Source organism: Rhodopirellula baltica SH 1 (assembly GCF_000196115.1).
GTDB lineage: Bacteria > Planctomycetota > Planctomycetia > Pirellulales > Pirellulaceae > Rhodopirellula > Rhodopirellula baltica.
This window is the reverse complement of record NC_005027.1, coordinates 673,035-687,871: the sequence shown is the minus strand read 5'-3', so window position 1 is coordinate 687,871 and position 14,837 is coordinate 673,035. Positions and strand designations below refer to the sequence as shown.

Sequence of the window (14,837 nt, the reverse complement as noted above, 5' to 3'; positions counted from 1 at the left end):
CGTTCTCGCTTTCCACCAACGCGATCGACTGACCGATCGCGTGCAATCACTCGAAACAGATGCCCGGTTCAGCGAATCGCGATCGCGAACAATTGCGAGATCCTGGCCTGTTGATCCGGCGTGACCCATCGCAAGTCAATCGCGACGCCATCATCCGACGGTTCGGCCAAGAGACACGTGTCGCCCTTCGTCAAACGCTCGACGACCACCGCGGGGCTGGACGTGTTGACTCGCACCAAAACTTGTCGCGACGGAAGCGTGCCTGACTTGAGAGGCATCGTGGCAGAGTCCTGTGTCACGACGGCTGACGTCACGCCATCAATGCCCGACAACTGAGTCGCCAAACGTTCGGCTCGGTCCTGCAAATTGCTTTCACTAGCCGCAATCAACCGATCCACAGGCAGATTGTTATCACAAGCGAGCAGCGCCGCCGCGTTCAGCATTGCGACGATCGCATCGGGAGCCTGCAACATGGAAATTCGTGGGTCTTCGTTCCACACTTTCATCCATTCGGTGCGTCCGATGAGAATTCCCATGCCGGGAGTTCCCGTCAAAACGCCGCCGCCAATCAAAACCGCATCGGCTCCCGCACGAATCAATCCTGCCGCACTGCAGCAACCTTCGGAAGAAGCTCCGAGCAATCGAGCCGATGGCGTCACAACGATTTCAGAAACGCCGTGCTTGCGACGAGCCTCCGCATCGAGCGTGCAGCACTCCTTCGGCAAACGCACCAACGTTGTCGTTCGCTGACCACCAAACGATCGACTGGGACAACCACCCAGAGCATCGGCCAGGTCCGATTCTTTGATTCCATCGGACGTGCCGACTTCACGAACCGAACCTCCGGTCCATCGTTGCAGTTCATCCGCCAAGCAGGCTGAGCTTCCACTTCGCAGAGGCACCGCACAACATCGTGGCACCAAAATGCGTCCGGCACGTCGACCGCACTGGCCGATCAAGCTCAATCCCGCATCAAACGAATTGACAACCAACACCTGAACCTCGGTGCCACAAGGTTCCGTCAGGAAGCGTTCGACTGGCTGAGTATTGCGGTGACCTTGAGACAGACTGCAGTCGCCCATCAAGTACGGTGCCGCGGCGGCCAACACGGATGCATCAACGGCAACGCCACTGCCACGTTCGTGCGACAGTTTGCCGGACCCATTGATCAAAGATTGCGGGCCTTGGAAGGCTGACGTTCCCGCCCACGCATCGCGAAAGGGTGCGGCACTCGCTTCGGCCTGCTTTAGAATCGTATCGACCTTTTCGCGAGCTACACGAGGAAGTTCCTCGACTAACTTGCTTGCTTGGTCTTTAAGATTTTGTGCGGTCTCCGGGTCTGTCGCTTGCCGAGCCAAATCGGCCACGCCGCGTCGCAACAAATCCACCGTCCAGGGAGGCAGTGCCATCAGAAATCGTTTTCAATGAGAGAAGGAGACAAGTTCGAAGTCGTCCCTCCCATCATCCTCCACTCAATCCCGTCACGCAAGAAAGGATTTGTTTGACCGATCGATCAAGGACGCTCTAATTCAAGGAAGTCGTTGACGTTGGCAACGCGTTCTTCGGGTCCGCTCGCGGCTTGGGGAGCACCAAACATAGAACTGAAGAAACCGGGCGAATCAGATTGCGATGTCGATTTTGTTTCGGTTCCCGTACCAGCAAACATGTTCATCGGGTTCAAACGAGCCGGATTGAACGTTTCCTTGGTACGCTGCCAAGACTTGGACGCGGTGGTTTTGACATCCGTCATCAAACCATTCTTGCGTTCCACGATCCGTTCTTGATCGTCATTGGGAACCAAAAAGCTTGGCATGCGGAAAGCAGGAGCCTTCGGCATCGAAGGCATCTTCCAGTTTGCGGGATTGAGTGTCTGAGCCATCTTTGAGAAAGCTCCCGGCTCCGCCCCTTGCGCAGAGGCGGACGTGGCGGCCATGCACTGGCTGCCAACGAACAAACAAACGCAAACGGTTAGTCGACGCGAAAAAGGCGACATTTCAAAACGGGGCATTGAGAACGCTCCACGTACTACGATTCAGAAAATTCAACGTTGGATCAGCTATCGCTTTTCCGCCAGAACCGTCGCAACCCCAGTTTCTAAAAACGCATTCGAAAAGAATGACAAAAGGGGTGTCAGTAAGGCACGTCGACGGCATCACATAAGAACCGCATCAACGGACGTGCATCGCGAATCAGTTGAGTGATACGAGCCACCGCGTCATTGGCGATCACCTCTTTCCGATCCAATTCCGCGATTCCGACAAAGTCGATCCGGCGCAGGTCTTCGATCATCGGATGATCACGATCATAGTCTCGCGGGGACGTCTTCAACTGCTCGCCGCCCATCCCATAGGACGTGCGAAATGACTTGGCATTGCGAGCCCGCAGCCAAACCTTGGGTTCTTCCGCGATGGCCGCTCGAATTGCTGCGAGCGACTCCCGTTGCGGTCGCCAAACGCCCATCCCCACAAAACACTCCTCCGGGGACAAATGCACATATCCACCCGGCGTGTAGATGTCTTCTGACAACGTGCCGGTGAAGCACGCATCGTGCCGCATCGAAATGCCCACGTTCGTCTTGTAGGGCGTTTTGTCTTTGCTGAACCGCGTGTCCCGGTAGATCCGCATCAGCGAACCACCTTGCGTCTTGTCGATCACGCGAAGCATCGGCGCGGATCGTTTCAGTGGCACGGCGAGCTGTCGAATTAGCTCCAATGCCGGCTGCCGAACGTCGGACTCATAGCGAGGTTTGTTCTCCGCGAACCACTCTCGATTGTTGTTGTCCGAGAGGTCTTCGAGGAAGTGAAAGAATTCAGGTTGGATCGGAGAAGTCATTAGGTTCAGGCTGCGGTTGCTTGCGGAACTTTCTTACCTTGCATTTGATAGACGTAACGCAAGATTTCCGCCACCGCTTGGTACTGCTCCGCCGGGACTTCTTGTCCCACGTCGACCAATTTGTACAACGCCTGGGCCAGCTCTTTTCGCTCCACCACAGGAATGCCATTTTCCAGTGCCAAGCGTCGAATGCGCTGGGCGATCATGCCCGCGCCTTTTGCCACCACGATCGGAGCCGGCATCGTCAACGGATCGTACTTGATCGCAATCGCAAGTTCGGTCGGGTTGCTGGCCACCACATCGGCTTTGGGAACTTCGGATCCGAGTTGTCCCATCGCCAATTGGCGTGCGACCTGACGCCGACGAGCCGCCACCTGCGGGTCGGCCTCGGTGTCTTTCATTTCGTCACGAACTTCCTGGTCCGTCATCATCAAGTCTTGTTCCGTTTTCCACCACTGATACACGTATTCGAGCAGTGCCAACACAAACAAACCGACGCCGATCCACAACGACACACCAAACAAGGTGTCAAACATCGACTTGGCCAATTGTGGCACCGACAACGAAGCCATCGAGATCACATCACCGTGGTGAGCCCGAAGTGCTAAGTACGCGATCCCGCCGATGATGCCGACTTTGAACATTCCGAACACCAATCGCATCACGCCTTGAAGCGACAGAATTCGCTTGGCCCCAGACATTGGGCTGATGTTGCTCAACTTTGGCATCAACTTGTCGGTCGAAAGCAACAATCCAGACTGAAACACATTGATCAACACGCCACCGATGAACATCAGGATCATCATCGGCACGGCTGCCATCGCCAATCGTTGCGAGATTTGCAACATGTACTGCGTGGCATCTTGATTGGTCATCGGTGCCAGCTTCGTTTCGCCGAGGGCCTGTTCAATGCCTCCTGACAAATAGGCCGCCATGTTTCCACCGATGGCGTAAAGAGCTCCGATCGCGGCCAGCAGCAGAGTCGCAGATGTCAGGTCCTGGCTTTTCGCGATCTGGCCTTTTTCGCGAGCCTGCCTGCGTTTGCGTTCTGACGCTGAGTGTTTCTTATCTCCACCGGAATCAGACATCAGGCGTTGTCCAAATCGAGGACAATCGCTCGACGTTCGCCGTCAAGTCTTCTTGAAACAACCACGCAACGGAACCGATCGTCAACGCGGTGACCACCAACATTGCCAACGCGTTGATCGACAATCCGATTGCCAACACATTGATTTGAGGCAACGTGCGACTGATCAAACCCGTCACCAAATTTGCCAGCAACAACGCGGCAATCACCGGGCCCGCGACACGCACGCCGCTGGCCATGGAATTGCCCATCACCACGATGACGGCGTCCATCATCGAATCCGTGAACTGAACGTTGCCAGGCGGAATGTGCTGAAAACTTTCGACCAACAAACGCAGCACCACCCTGTGGGCTCCCGTGATCAACATCACCGTCGTGACCAACATGCCGACCATCCGAGCCAGCGCGGGCATGCTGCTGGACGTGGTCGGATCAATCGAATCGCCCAGTTGCATCCCGCCGGTGCTGGTGATTGCTTCACCGGCCAATTGCAAACCGGTGATGACCATCTGAGTCGTCGCACCGATCAACATACCAATCAACGCTTCACGCCCGATCGCGACCGCTAATTCAGGCAGATTGTCGATCGTCGGCATCGATGGATGATCGCACTGCGCGGCCAAGGTTGGCATCAAGATCGCCGTCAAAACCAGTGCCAACAAAGCCCGGATGCGTTTGGGGACTCCCACACCGATCGCCGGCATGGCCATCAGCAACATGCCCAGACGAGTCAGCACGAGCGTGCCGAGCACCAAGTGATTGAAGATCCAATCGACGAAGGCTTGCATCGCTACAAACCACCCGCGTCTTCAAAGACATGCCGAGTGAATTCGACCATCCGAGACATCAACCACGGAAGACAGGCGATCAAAACCGCAGCCATCGCCATGATCTTGGGAACAAACGAGACCGTTTGATCCTGAATTTGGGTGAGTGCTTGGATCAAGCCGATCACCAAACCAGCCAGCATGCCGACCGCCAACATCGGCAACGCCAAGACAACGGCGGCCAACAAGGCTTCGCGAACCAAATCGATTGCGTCAGAGGCTTCAAACACGGCGCGCTATCCCATTGTCCCAAAGCTGTTCATCAACATTTCGACCACCAAACGCCATCCATCCACCAACACAAAAAGCAGCAGTTTGAATGGCAACGCGATCACGGCGGGAGGCAACATCAGCATCCCCATCGAAATCGTGACGCTGGCGACGACAAGGTCGACGATCAAGAACGGCAAGTAAATTTGAAAGCCCATCAGGAACGACGTTTTCAGTTCGCTCAAGATGAACGCGGGCAGGAGGACTCGCAGAGGAACGTCATCAAACGTGCTGGGTACGACGGCGTCGGGATCCATGTATCCATAGAACAACACCACGTCGTCTTCATTGCGAGCTTCGCGAATTTGCCACGCCATGAATTCGCGAATTGGAATGGCACCCTTTTCGAATGCTTCTTCCAAAGTCATTTCGACTTCAGGATCGGTGTATGGCTTGATCGCATCGTCGTAGACGCGAGTCCAGACCGGTGTCATCACGAACAATGTCATGAACAACGCGACGCTCGTCATCACTTGGCTGGGCGGCAACGATTGCAACCCGATGGCTTGTCGCAGCAAACCAAGCACGATGATGATGCGGACATAACAAGTCGTCATCAACAAAATGGCGGGTGCCAACGACAGCACCGTGAGCAGCAGCATGACTTGCAAACTGCCGGCCAAACCCTCGGGGCTGGTCCACTCATCAGGGCCGCCGGCGATGAAGTCGAGCGGTTTGCGGTCGGTTGGTTCGGGTGCGTCGAGGTTCTCCGGGCCGCCAAAGGCTTGAACCGGCGTTCGGTCAAGCACTTCAGGGTTGGAAACGGTCGCTTTGCTGGGCAGCGGATCATTCGGGCGAACGATGCTGGGCTCGGCTTGCTGTGCGAACGCTTCTGAGCCAAATCCAGCGGCGAAGAGAAACGTGCAAACGCCGGCTAGCAACCATCGCACCATGACGGCCCGATCGCATTCGTTCACTCGAGGACAATTCAGTCGGGCAAACACAGCCAAAGCCACGGGAAGATGGAAAGCACCCACGTCAGGCCGAGCACCACGCTCGACCGTTCCGAGTTGCGACTTTAGGAGAATTTGTCATTTCGCCGAAAGTCGGATTCGCAGCTCGATCTGTCTCAGCCTGAGATTTCGCGAAGTGGCTGGAGAAAGGGCATGTCTTCGAGGTTGTGCAGTTTTACTTCACCCTCACAAAGGTAGGGTGATGATAAAGGCTTGACAGTACAGCACATAGAAACTGCATGTCCTGTTTCCTTGACGAGAACGGAGGATTCCGGGCCTCGAACGGGTTTCCATCCAAAATTCACGTCAGGAACAGCCACCCGAGGCCGGAATCGAAACTTTTGTGGTGCCAAAGGGTTGAAACGATGTAGGCTAAAACCCGACCAATTCGCCCGGCGAGTTGAGTTCTCTCGGCCAATGCCTCTCTTTTCACGCTTCCACTCGTCATTTTTGACTTTGCCATGTTCACGAGCCCATTCTCAATCCGATTGCTGCTCATCCCCGCTCTTGCCCTTTTGATGTCGCTGCCGGCCGCGGCTCAGCCTCCGGGCCGAGGTGGATTTGGCGGAGGCGGATTCGGCGGAGGTGAGGGCGGCGATCGAGGCGGCCGCGGTGGTGATCGCGGCGGCGGAGGAGGAGGCGACCGTGGCGGTCGTGGTGGCGGCGAACGCGGCGGTGGTGACCGTGGAGGCGGCGGTGGCGATCGAGGTGGACGTGGCGGCCCCGGTGGTGGATTTGACCCGGCCAGCATGCTGCAACGATTGGATCGCAACGGAAACGGCACGCTGGATCCCGATGAACAAGAAGGCCCCGCCGGATTCCTGATCCGTCGACTCGAAGCAACTGACTCCAGCATCAAGGCCGGCACACCAATTCCGCTGTCGAAATTCAGCAGTGCGTTTGAAAAAATGCGTCAAGAACGCGAGGGCGGTGGTGACTCTCGCGGCGACAGTGATCGCCGCAGCAGTCGCGACACGGACGACATGGAACTGGAAATGCTTGTCCCGGGATTTGGCTTGGAAGCGGAACCCGTATTGGTTCCCGGTTTTGGCCCAGCCGCCGAAATGATGTCCACACCCACCACCGAGGAAGATCGCAAATCCGCACGTGAAGTCTTGTCTCGCTACGATCGCGACAAAGACGGCCAGCTCGGCAAAGATGAGATCTCCAGCCGTTTCTGGGGGAATCCCATGGACTTTGACCGCAATGGCGATGGCAAGCTCTCCGAAATGGAGCTGGCAACCCGCCAAGCCGTCCGTCGTGGCAACGAGGAAGAACGTCGAGACGATCGTCGTGATGACCGCCGCCGAGGCGACGACGACGATCGCGAAATTGTGGAAGTCGATTTTGGTGGACGAAAGTCCTACCGTGTGCAGGGACCGAGTATGGCCGAAGGCATGCCCAGTTTCTTTGCTCAACGCGACCTCAACCGCGACGGACAAGTTTCGATGAACGAGTACACCAGCGATTGGACACCGGCTCGGGTGGAAGAGTACTACCGTTGGGACCAAAACCAGGACGGTGTCATCACGCAAACCGAAGTTCGCCAAGGCGTGAATGATGGCGCCGTGGCAACTGACGCCCCAACCGGCCGTGCCGCACCAGGTTCTTCTGCCACCGCGCGTTCAGCCAGCTCGGGATCAAGCTCCGGGCGTTCAAGCAGTTCCCCCGCCGCTGATGGCCCGCCGCCAACGGAAAAAGAACTGAAATACGCCGCGACCATCATTGGTCGATACGACGGCAACAAGGACGGAGCTCTAACGGCGACCGAATGGAAGTCGATGTTGCTCAGCCCTGCTGGTGCAGATTTCAACGGCGATGGTCGCGTCACGATCCAGGAGTACGCTCAGCACATGGCTAATCGATCCAAACGTTGATCGCGGTCAAACCAAGATTTGGTTCAGCTCGTCGTTGATGGCACGAGCGGAGCGGAGATTTTGGAAGACACATCCGCATTCGCAGCGATCATCCTCGGTGCGTCGAAGCCAAATCACGGTCACAGTGCCGCTGACGCCCGATGGGGTGCTGATCAACAATCGCTCGGACGGATCGACTTGTCCGAGCAATGTGATTCGCATTCCCGACGCCGAGCAATCTTCTAGAACGACATCGTTGACTTCTGATTTGCCGTGTGCCCGACGGACTTGAACAGGCATTCCAACCTGCATCCGTTCTTCTTCCCGGCGCGTGATCAAGCCTTCGTCCACCATCTGATCGATCAAATCCAAATCGATAGGGCGGCGGAAACGGAATCCGAAGGTGTTCGATCCCACCGACGTTTGCTGATTCCAACAAAGCCGGCCGGCCACTTCCAGTTCGATCCCCAGCGTCGGTGCATTGATTCGAAGCACGGCGATGGTGACGTTGGAATCCTCACCCAACTTGGCCCGAATCGCGCAACCACCTTGGCTCAGGTCCGCTAACTGGCAATCGTATTCCTTCACTATGTCGTCGCGAAGAATCACCACGACAGCCTTCAAACGGTCACGATGCTTCGCATAAAAACGATCGCTCGTTCGGTTTTGGCCGTTCACGTCACGCGTCATGAGGTTTCGAAGAGAGTTAGAGAATCAGGGGCGGAACCATCTGTGAAACCCTACGTCATGAAACCCCCCGTGCCTCGGAAATCCGAAGTCTTCGTGAACTTGTAACGGTTTTGCCGCTTGTCCCACCGCTGCAACTGTTGGGACTCGTTCGGAAGGCAAAATCATCACAATCGGACCAGGGAAGACCCGATGACCAGTGTGTCGAACATCATCCCGCTGTTGATCGAGTCCTATGTTGCGTCCCCACCGCCATTCAGTTGCCTCTGCCAGTTGCCGTGCCCGCGGTCGGCAGCGACGGCGATCTCGGATGCTCATGATCTTCGGTTTGGCACCACTGACGTTGCTGGCTCAACCCTCGTTTGCACAAACGACTCGGACCAATCAATTCGTCACCGGAACTTCGGATGCCACCGAGATCACCGCGGCCCCCGGTGTCGCCACCGCTCGGCTGATGCTGCCCCAATCGAGCTCGACGATCGTCAAACAGCCCACCTTGCAAGCCCCGCCTGAATGGTCGACGCCGCTCGCCGCGTCCCATGATGCAGAACCGGCCGGATTCTCGGGACAGATCCCGGTCGGCCCTCATCAAAACAGCTTTGAATCGTTTCAACCCGTTGCGGTCGGCGAAGAACCTCAACCGACCGAGGCCCCTCGTATCGCGATGCGTCCGCAAGAACGGACCAGCGATACGCTCCGCACGCCTCTTCAAAGCCAGCCGAACAAGCCCGCTGCAGATGCGAGACCTCAACGTTTGCCGATGGCTGAACCATCACCACAAACCTCGACGGAAATCACCGTTTCCAAATCGACCGCTCAACGATTTGCCGAAGTGATCGCCGAGCGGCGTGCAACGGAACAAGCCAAATCGCCCGTCACACCACCGGCCGCCGCATCGGGCATGTTCCTGGCGACTCAAACGGCCAAGTCAAAACTCGATCAAGCTTGGAAGCATTTTCAACAAGCCGAGCTGGAATACAGTTCCGCGGCTTACGCATCGGCTGAAACATCTGCTTGGCAAACGTTGCACTTGGCCGCCGAAGCGATCGATCTACACGACCAACACACCCGTTCGCGTACCGCAATCGAATCAGGACAGGCCGTCGCGGCGGCTCCTTCGCGTTCGGCCGTTCGACATTTGCAATCCGGTCGAGACGCACTCAACGAAGCACAAGATTTTGTCGGCCCGTACGCGACGGATGATCCCGAATCGATCGCACGTTTGGCTCGATCGCACCGCACTCCTGTCGTCCGACAAGGTCTTCCACGTCGCGGTCGAGCGGCATCGGCTTCGCATCCCGATTATCAATCCGCTCCCAAAGATGAGCTTGGTTGGTACACCGAGATGCAGGTCGAAAGCACCGATGGTGCAACGCAAACGATTCCAACCGCCAACGAGGCCATCGATCGCTACCTTGATTTGGCTCGGATGGAACTCAGCGAAGTCGCGGCTCAAAGCTTACTCGCCGCACAAGCCATGGATTTGCTCGCAGCGATTCGACTCGGTCGAGGTGAAGCCACCCAATTGCCTGGCCCTTCCGCCATTTGTCTAAGACGAGCGGCTGTGCAAGGTCAGAGCAACAACCCAGACTTGGTTGCCAAACTTGGGTATCACTTGGCTGACGTTGGTTTGATCGAAGAAGCCACCTGGGCGTTGCAACATTCACTGACACTTCGATACGACGTCCACGTTCTGCAAAAGCTTAACCAAATCGAATCCTTGTCGCCCGCCGCCACCACGGTCTTGAAGGGTGCTCCGATTCGGTCGCAAGCACAAACTCGACGCACACCCGACGTGGTCACGATGTCGCCTGAACAATTCGCATCAGTCTCGCGCAGCATCATCCCAGCACAAACCGGCGACGTACAGAACAACACTGGATCAGTGAACGCGAAGAACGTTTCGACAAACGTACCGGTTCACACTCAACCGGCCAGCTACCGCTTGATGAACACTCCGCCCGCAACGGCGGCGTTGGGACAATCACTCGCTGTCCCTGAATCAAACTCGAATGAGACGCCTGAGCCAACTCAACAACCGACTCGAAACAGTTCACGTTTCTTGCCTCAACTCAAAAAGTGGTGGTAAGACCATGCGATTGATTTCTCGTCTCTCATCGATCTGTCCGCAATCGATCAATATCATTGCCGCTCTCGTCGTGGCTGGGCTTTGTTTATTGCAAGTCCAAACCGCAAATGCGCAATTGAGATCGGGTCAGCTTGTACCGGCTTCCCATTCGCAACGTGTTCCCGTTCCGTCGCACACGGTCAACACACATTCAAACGTCGCGCACGCACCAGCCTGGAATGGTCCAGGTTCGCAAAGTGCATGTGGGCCATGCGGATCGTGTGGAACGCACATGGTTTTGACCGCCGAAGGTTACGGTTGCCCCAAATGCATGCTGGGCGTTGACTGTGCAACCGCCTGCGGCAGCGAAGCTCGTTGGCAGGACATGAAGCCAATGGACTTCGACAAATACGGACCGGGCGGCTACACCGGTCCAGCCCGGATGCGACATCTGGCGAAATACCATGTTCGTCCCGGCGATCAGCTTCAAATGGTTTACTTGGTCACTCGTCGACAAGACGCGGGTCAGTATCGTCTGATGCCTGGCGACCAAGTCTCGATTGAATCCATCGCCGATGAAGACTTGGATCGCGGAACCCTGGAAAGCGGCTTGCTGATTCAACCCGATGGTTCGATCACGGTGCGTTTGCTCGGGCAAGTCCAAGCGGCCGGCCTGACGGTTCCGGGCCTGCGAGACTTATTGGAACGCGAATACAAAGCGTTTTACGATGATCCGGCAATCGACGTCACGCCGGTTCGCACCAATACATTGGCAGAAGACATCCGCGCCGCTGTCGGTGGACTCGGTGGATTCACCGCGCAAGCCATCACGACGACGGTCATGCCCGACGGTCACGTTCGATTGCCAGGCATCGGCCAAGTCAGCGTGCAAGGGTTCACTTTGGAACAACTCAAACGCGAAATCAATTTGCGATACGCGGAAGTTGTGGTTGGACTGGAAGTCGAACCGATCCTGACACAACAAGCACCACACTTCGTTTATGTGCTCGGACAAGTCGGACTGCCTGGACGTCAAGAAATCACCACGCCGACGACCGTGCTCGGTGCCATCGCAGCCTCGGGTGGTCACCTGCCCGATGGCAACCTACGTCAGGTCATCGTGTTCCGACGTGCGGAAGATTGGCGAATGATCAGCACCATGCTGGACCTCAACGGAGCGATCCGCGGGAAACGCCCGACCCCTGCCGATGAAATTTGGGTTCGCGATGGCGACGTGATCGTCATCCCCGATCGCCCGATCACCGTGTTCGGCGACTTCGTCCGCCAAGTCTTCACCGAAGGCGTCTACGGCATCGTTCCCTTCGGCGGATTCTCATTCACCAGTGACACAGCAAACTAGCACTCAGCTCTGTTGACGCTGAAGATGGCGTAGCCGTACGACGGGCTTCCAAGCCGTCGCTACGAAAAACCGGGCCGCTAGAGAATGCTTGCTCTCACTCCCTGCGTCACTCCGGCGGTGTATCGATCAACGGATCAAACCGTCGCCAACATCGCACCAACACCCAACCCGCAAACGCTGCGGTGCTCCAAACGGCGAGCAACGTTCCGCCAAACGCCGCGGGACCAACCCAAATAGCCGGCAGCACTCGTTCGCAGAACATCACGTAGGTGATCAACCCGATCGGTGCGATAGCGAGCATCAACCCTTTCCACAGGAACGTGATCTTCGCGCGGATCACCATGGCAATTCCCTGTGCGTGCACGTGGTGAGGGAATGCGAGGAACAGTGCGTTCTCGACCGCAAATGTCACCACGGCGAGCGACGGCAACGCGAGGAACAACCAAACGGTTTGCCACGTCGATGGCGTTGCAAACCACGCTCCCAGTGCCAACGTGCTCCACTGGAACAACACCGTGATCGCGACGGGAACACTCAACATTCCCACACACATCGCGACGTTCCCGAGAGGCAACGAGCGGACCAAGAACATCCGTTTCAAATCGCGACGAAAATCGATCTGCAAAGCCGGCGGTGCCAGCAACAACGAACTCAGTGCGATTCCGCCAATCACGAACACCCACTGCTTGGTCGTTTGGTCCGTGAGTAAAGGCGAAAGAGACAGCGCCATCGGAATCGCGAAACTGACGATCACGTTGGGCAAGTATCGACGAACGCATTGCAATTGCCGCACGACCAACCCCGACATCCCACGGTGTCGTTCGGGCAAGCATTTAGCCAACCAATCACCAAAACGCTGAATCCGCGTGACTTGTGTCGGACGCGTTAAAAACTCAACCGTCAACGAGCGAACGCTTGCAACGTTGCTTTCCATCAGTCTCAATCGACGGCGTTCGGTTTCGATCCGCCGTTTCGCCGACCATGCATCGACGCGGACCAGCGTCTCCGCCAGAACGCAAATGACCGCAATCGCAACCATGGTCATGAATGCGAGCGATACGACCGGTGGCAGTGAACCAAAAACGCTCCACGGTTCAGCGGACGCGACCGATGCGGCTGGTAACAAAGCGAATGCCACCGTTTGAATCGCCGTGGATCCGGCGTAGTTTCCGACCTCGGACATCGCTGAGAGGACGTAGATCACCGGATCACTTCCGGGCGGTGTGGATTGCCAAATTTGGATGCCGAGCTGAACCACCATCGCCAAGCCGACAACCAAACTCATCGCGCAACCAAGTCGCCGTTCGCGCGGTCGCAAGGCATCGATGCCATGGGTGATAACGCGACGAATCAACTCCAATGCAATCAATGCCAGGCAAACTCCTGCCAACAACAATGGCAAAAATTCAGCGTCCCGCCATAGCACCACGCCGAGCAAAGCGGTCTTGGCCAGTGACGATGGGATCGATGACATCGCTTCACGCAACACCATCGTGCGCCGCGAAACAGGACCACCGCCCAACCACAAACGGTCGGCATCGGTCCATGTGACGGCATCGGGTTCCGGCGATGGTTTGGACCAAAGATGTTTGACGGTGTGATACAGCGCGTAGAGCACCATCCCGCCGGACAACCACAAACGCAGTTGCTCGGGGTCGTTGGCTTCCCGGCGCGAAAGCAGCGTGAGGCCGGCCACCAAGTACAACGCCATGAACGCGATCGAAAGGATCGATGCGATGGCTTGGCGGGGTGAGAACATCCGCTTCCAAAACCGCGTCACACGGAATCGGAGCTGAGCACGCGACAGATATCGCAGCCCAGCAAGCGATTCGTCGGGAACCAACCAATCAATCAGGCGGTTTCGTTGGCCGCCACGAACGGATGTGAATCCTGACGTGGTCATGAGATGTTGGTCACGGTCGATGCAACCGAATTCGCGGTCACTTGATCGAGTGGGGCTCCCATCGATGTCGGTTCCAAATTCGGAACGCCAGGCATGACCACGGTGCTTTCATCGATGCCCGCGTCGCTTTTAACGACAGGTTTCATCGCGGCAAAGAACGCTTCTTCCAAGGAATTAGTTTCCGGGAATTCCTGACGCAAACCGGTCGTCGTCCCGTGGTATCGCACCAACCCGTTTTGCAGCAACCAAACTTGATCGCATACGTCCCCGATCATCGCCAACAAGTGACTGCTGACAATCGCGGTGCGTCCAGACCGAACGAACTCACGGACGGACTGCAAAAGAACTCGGATGCCGGGAGGATCCAGACCGGTCAATGGCTCGTCCAACAACAAGACCTGAGGCTGAATCAGATACGCGCAGGCCACCGCCAATTTCTGCCGCATTCCTCGCGATAAAGACGTCACCATCGCGTCGTATTTTCCGAGCAATTCAAATCGCTCGAGCAAATCGATGGCGGTGCGTCGGTGATCTTCGATTTGGTACAACCGAGCAACGAAATCCAGGTGCTCGCCGACGGTCAAGTCGTCAAACAGTGGCGGATCATCCGGCACGTACGCAATTGTTCTTTTGTGGCGTACAGGATCCGAATCAGGCGAAAAACCATTGATTCGAATTTCGCCAGCAGTGGCGGGCAACAACCCCGCCATGCAACGCAAGGTCGTCGTTTTCCCCGCACCGTTGGGACCGACCAACCCGCAGATCACCCCAGCAGGGATCGACACCGTCACGTCCTTGACGGCGATCGTATCGTCATAAAGCTTTTGTAAGTGAGTCAGCTCGATCATCGGCCGGTGCCATGTCAGGGAAGAACGCCTCTGAAGGACGCTACCCCACGGTGGCTGTCACGGTGGCGAACCTTCGTTTCGGATCCGGCCTCGTTCCCTTAAACGGGACCGGCTATGCGTTTTGGCGCGGTTACCACCGGTGGCAT

Annotated in this window: 13 protein-coding genes; 3 read left to right on the top strand and 10 right to left on the bottom strand. The window is 56.8% G+C overall.

Going from position 1 to position 14,837, the window contains the following annotated elements; genetic code table 11:
• Window positions 1–68: 68 nt before the first annotated feature.
• The 7 genes from RB_RS02680 to fliP form a co-directional block, all read right to left on the bottom strand.
• Window positions 69–1,409 (bottom strand): PLP-dependent aminotransferase family protein, encoded by a 1,341-nt coding sequence (locus RB_RS02680; RefSeq protein ID WP_011118331.1) that lies wholly within the window; start codon window positions 1,407–1,409, stop codon window positions 69–71.
• A 104-nt stretch (window positions 1,410–1,513) separates the two neighbouring features.
• Complete coding sequence (locus tag RB_RS02675) at window positions 1,514–2,008, bottom strand: hypothetical protein (RefSeq protein WP_007335858.1); 495 nt, start codon at window positions 2,006–2,008, stop codon at window positions 1,514–1,516.
• 122 nt (window positions 2,009–2,130) lie between these two features.
• Window positions 2,131–2,832 (bottom strand): DUF2461 domain-containing protein, encoded by a 702-nt coding sequence (locus tag RB_RS02670; RefSeq protein ID WP_011118330.1) that lies wholly within the window; start codon window positions 2,830–2,832, stop codon window positions 2,131–2,133.
• Between the two features lie 5 nt (window positions 2,833–2,837).
• A complete protein-coding gene (locus tag RB_RS02665) occupies window positions 2,838–3,920 on the bottom strand; it encodes an EscU/YscU/HrcU family type III secretion system export apparatus switch protein (protein ID WP_007329631.1) in 1,083 nt (360 codons plus the stop codon).
• On the bottom strand, window positions 3,913–4,707 hold the full coding sequence (locus tag RB_RS02660; RefSeq protein ID WP_007332783.1) for a flagellar biosynthetic protein FliR: 795 nt from the start codon (window positions 4,705–4,707) through the stop codon (window positions 3,913–3,915). Before RB_RS02660 ends, RB_RS02665 begins: the two co-directional genes overlap by 8 nt.
• 2 nt (window positions 4,708–4,709) lie before the next feature.
• Window positions 4,710–4,976, bottom strand: coding sequence for a flagellar biosynthesis protein FliQ (fliQ, locus tag RB_RS02655; RefSeq protein ID WP_007329633.1), 267 nt, complete (start codon window positions 4,974–4,976; stop codon window positions 4,710–4,712).
• Window positions 4,977–4,982: 6 nt separating this feature from the next.
• Window positions 4,983–5,993, bottom strand: coding sequence for a flagellar type III secretion system pore protein FliP (gene fliP / locus RB_RS02650; protein WP_011118329.1), 1,011 nt, complete (start codon window positions 5,991–5,993; stop codon window positions 4,983–4,985).
• 437 nt (window positions 5,994–6,430) lie between these two features.
• On the opposite strand from fliP, the gene RB_RS02645 reads away from it, so the two are divergent.
• On the top strand, window positions 6,431–7,846 hold the full coding sequence (locus RB_RS02645) for an EF-hand domain-containing protein (protein WP_011118326.1): 1,416 nt from the start codon (window positions 6,431–6,433) through the stop codon (window positions 7,844–7,846).
• A gap of 6 nt (window positions 7,847–7,852) precedes the next feature.
• Here RB_RS02645 and RB_RS02640 read toward each other — a convergent pair whose 3' ends face one another.
• The gene (locus tag RB_RS02640) at window positions 7,853–8,515 is read right to left on the bottom strand and encodes a PilZ domain-containing protein (protein ID WP_007329636.1); all 663 of its coding nucleotides are present in this window, start codon (window positions 8,513–8,515) and stop codon (window positions 7,853–7,855) included.
• Window positions 8,516–8,828: 313 nt separating this feature from the next.
• On the opposite strand from RB_RS02640, the gene RB_RS02630 reads away from it, so the two are divergent.
• Together RB_RS02630 and RB_RS02625 are read left to right on the top strand one after the other, a co-directional pair.
• Window positions 8,829–10,601: a hypothetical protein gene (locus RB_RS02630; RefSeq protein ID WP_164921403.1), complete on the top strand. Its 1,773-nt coding sequence runs from the start codon at window positions 8,829–8,831 to the stop codon at window positions 10,599–10,601.
• Between the two features lie 271 nt (window positions 10,602–10,872).
• On the top strand, window positions 10,873–11,940 hold the full coding sequence (locus RB_RS02625; protein ID WP_007329639.1) for a polysaccharide biosynthesis/export family protein: 1,068 nt from the start codon (window positions 10,873–10,875) through the stop codon (window positions 11,938–11,940).
• A gap of 106 nt (window positions 11,941–12,046) precedes the next feature.
• Here the strand turns inward: RB_RS02625 and RB_RS02620 are convergent, their stop codons facing one another.
• Window positions 12,047–13,843, bottom strand: coding sequence for a hypothetical protein (locus tag RB_RS02620; protein ID WP_011118322.1), 1,797 nt, complete (start codon window positions 13,841–13,843; stop codon window positions 12,047–12,049).
• Entirely contained in the window at window positions 13,840–14,691 is an 852-nt protein-coding gene (locus tag RB_RS02615; protein WP_011118321.1) for an ABC transporter ATP-binding protein, read from the bottom strand. The genes RB_RS02620 and RB_RS02615 overlap by 4 nt, the downstream gene beginning before the upstream one ends.
• Between the last annotated feature and the right edge of the window lie 146 nt (window positions 14,692–14,837).

What these genes read in the sequence shown, in the direction of transcription:
- RB_RS02620 (WP_011118322.1), bottom strand. Translation starts at nt 13,843, where the DNA reads ATGACCACGTCAGGATTCACATCCGTTCGTGGCGGCCAACGAAACCGC.
- RB_RS02675 (WP_007335858.1), bottom strand. Translation starts at nt 2,008, where the DNA reads ATGCCCCGTTTTGAAATGTCGCCTTTTTCGCGTCGACTAACCGTTTGC.
- RB_RS02645 (WP_011118326.1), top strand. Translation starts at nt 6,431, where the DNA reads ATGTTCACGAGCCCATTCTCAATCCGATTGCTGCTCATCCCCGCTCTT.
- RB_RS02660 (WP_007332783.1), bottom strand. Translation starts at nt 4,707, where the DNA reads ATGCAAGCCTTCGTCGATTGGATCTTCAATCACTTGGTGCTCGGCACG.
- RB_RS02630 (WP_164921403.1), top strand. Translation starts at nt 8,829, where the DNA reads ATGATCTTCGGTTTGGCACCACTGACGTTGCTGGCTCAACCCTCGTTT.
- RB_RS02665 (WP_007329631.1), bottom strand. Translation starts at nt 3,920, where the DNA reads ATGTCTGATTCCGGTGGAGATAAGAAACACTCAGCGTCAGAACGCAAA.
- RB_RS02625 (WP_007329639.1), top strand. Translation starts at nt 10,873, where the DNA reads ATGGTTTTGACCGCCGAAGGTTACGGTTGCCCCAAATGCATGCTGGGC.
- RB_RS02680 (WP_011118331.1), bottom strand. Translation starts at nt 1,409, where the DNA reads ATGGCACTGCCTCCCTGGACGGTGGATTTGTTGCGACGCGGCGTGGCC.
- RB_RS02640 (WP_007329636.1), bottom strand. Translation starts at nt 8,515, where the DNA reads ATGACGCGTGACGTGAACGGCCAAAACCGAACGAGCGATCGTTTTTAT.
- RB_RS02615 (WP_011118321.1), bottom strand. Translation starts at nt 14,691, where the DNA reads ATGATCGAGCTGACTCACTTACAAAAGCTTTATGACGATACGATCGCC.
- RB_RS02670 (WP_011118330.1), bottom strand. Translation starts at nt 2,832, where the DNA reads ATGACTTCTCCGATCCAACCTGAATTCTTTCACTTCCTCGAAGACCTC.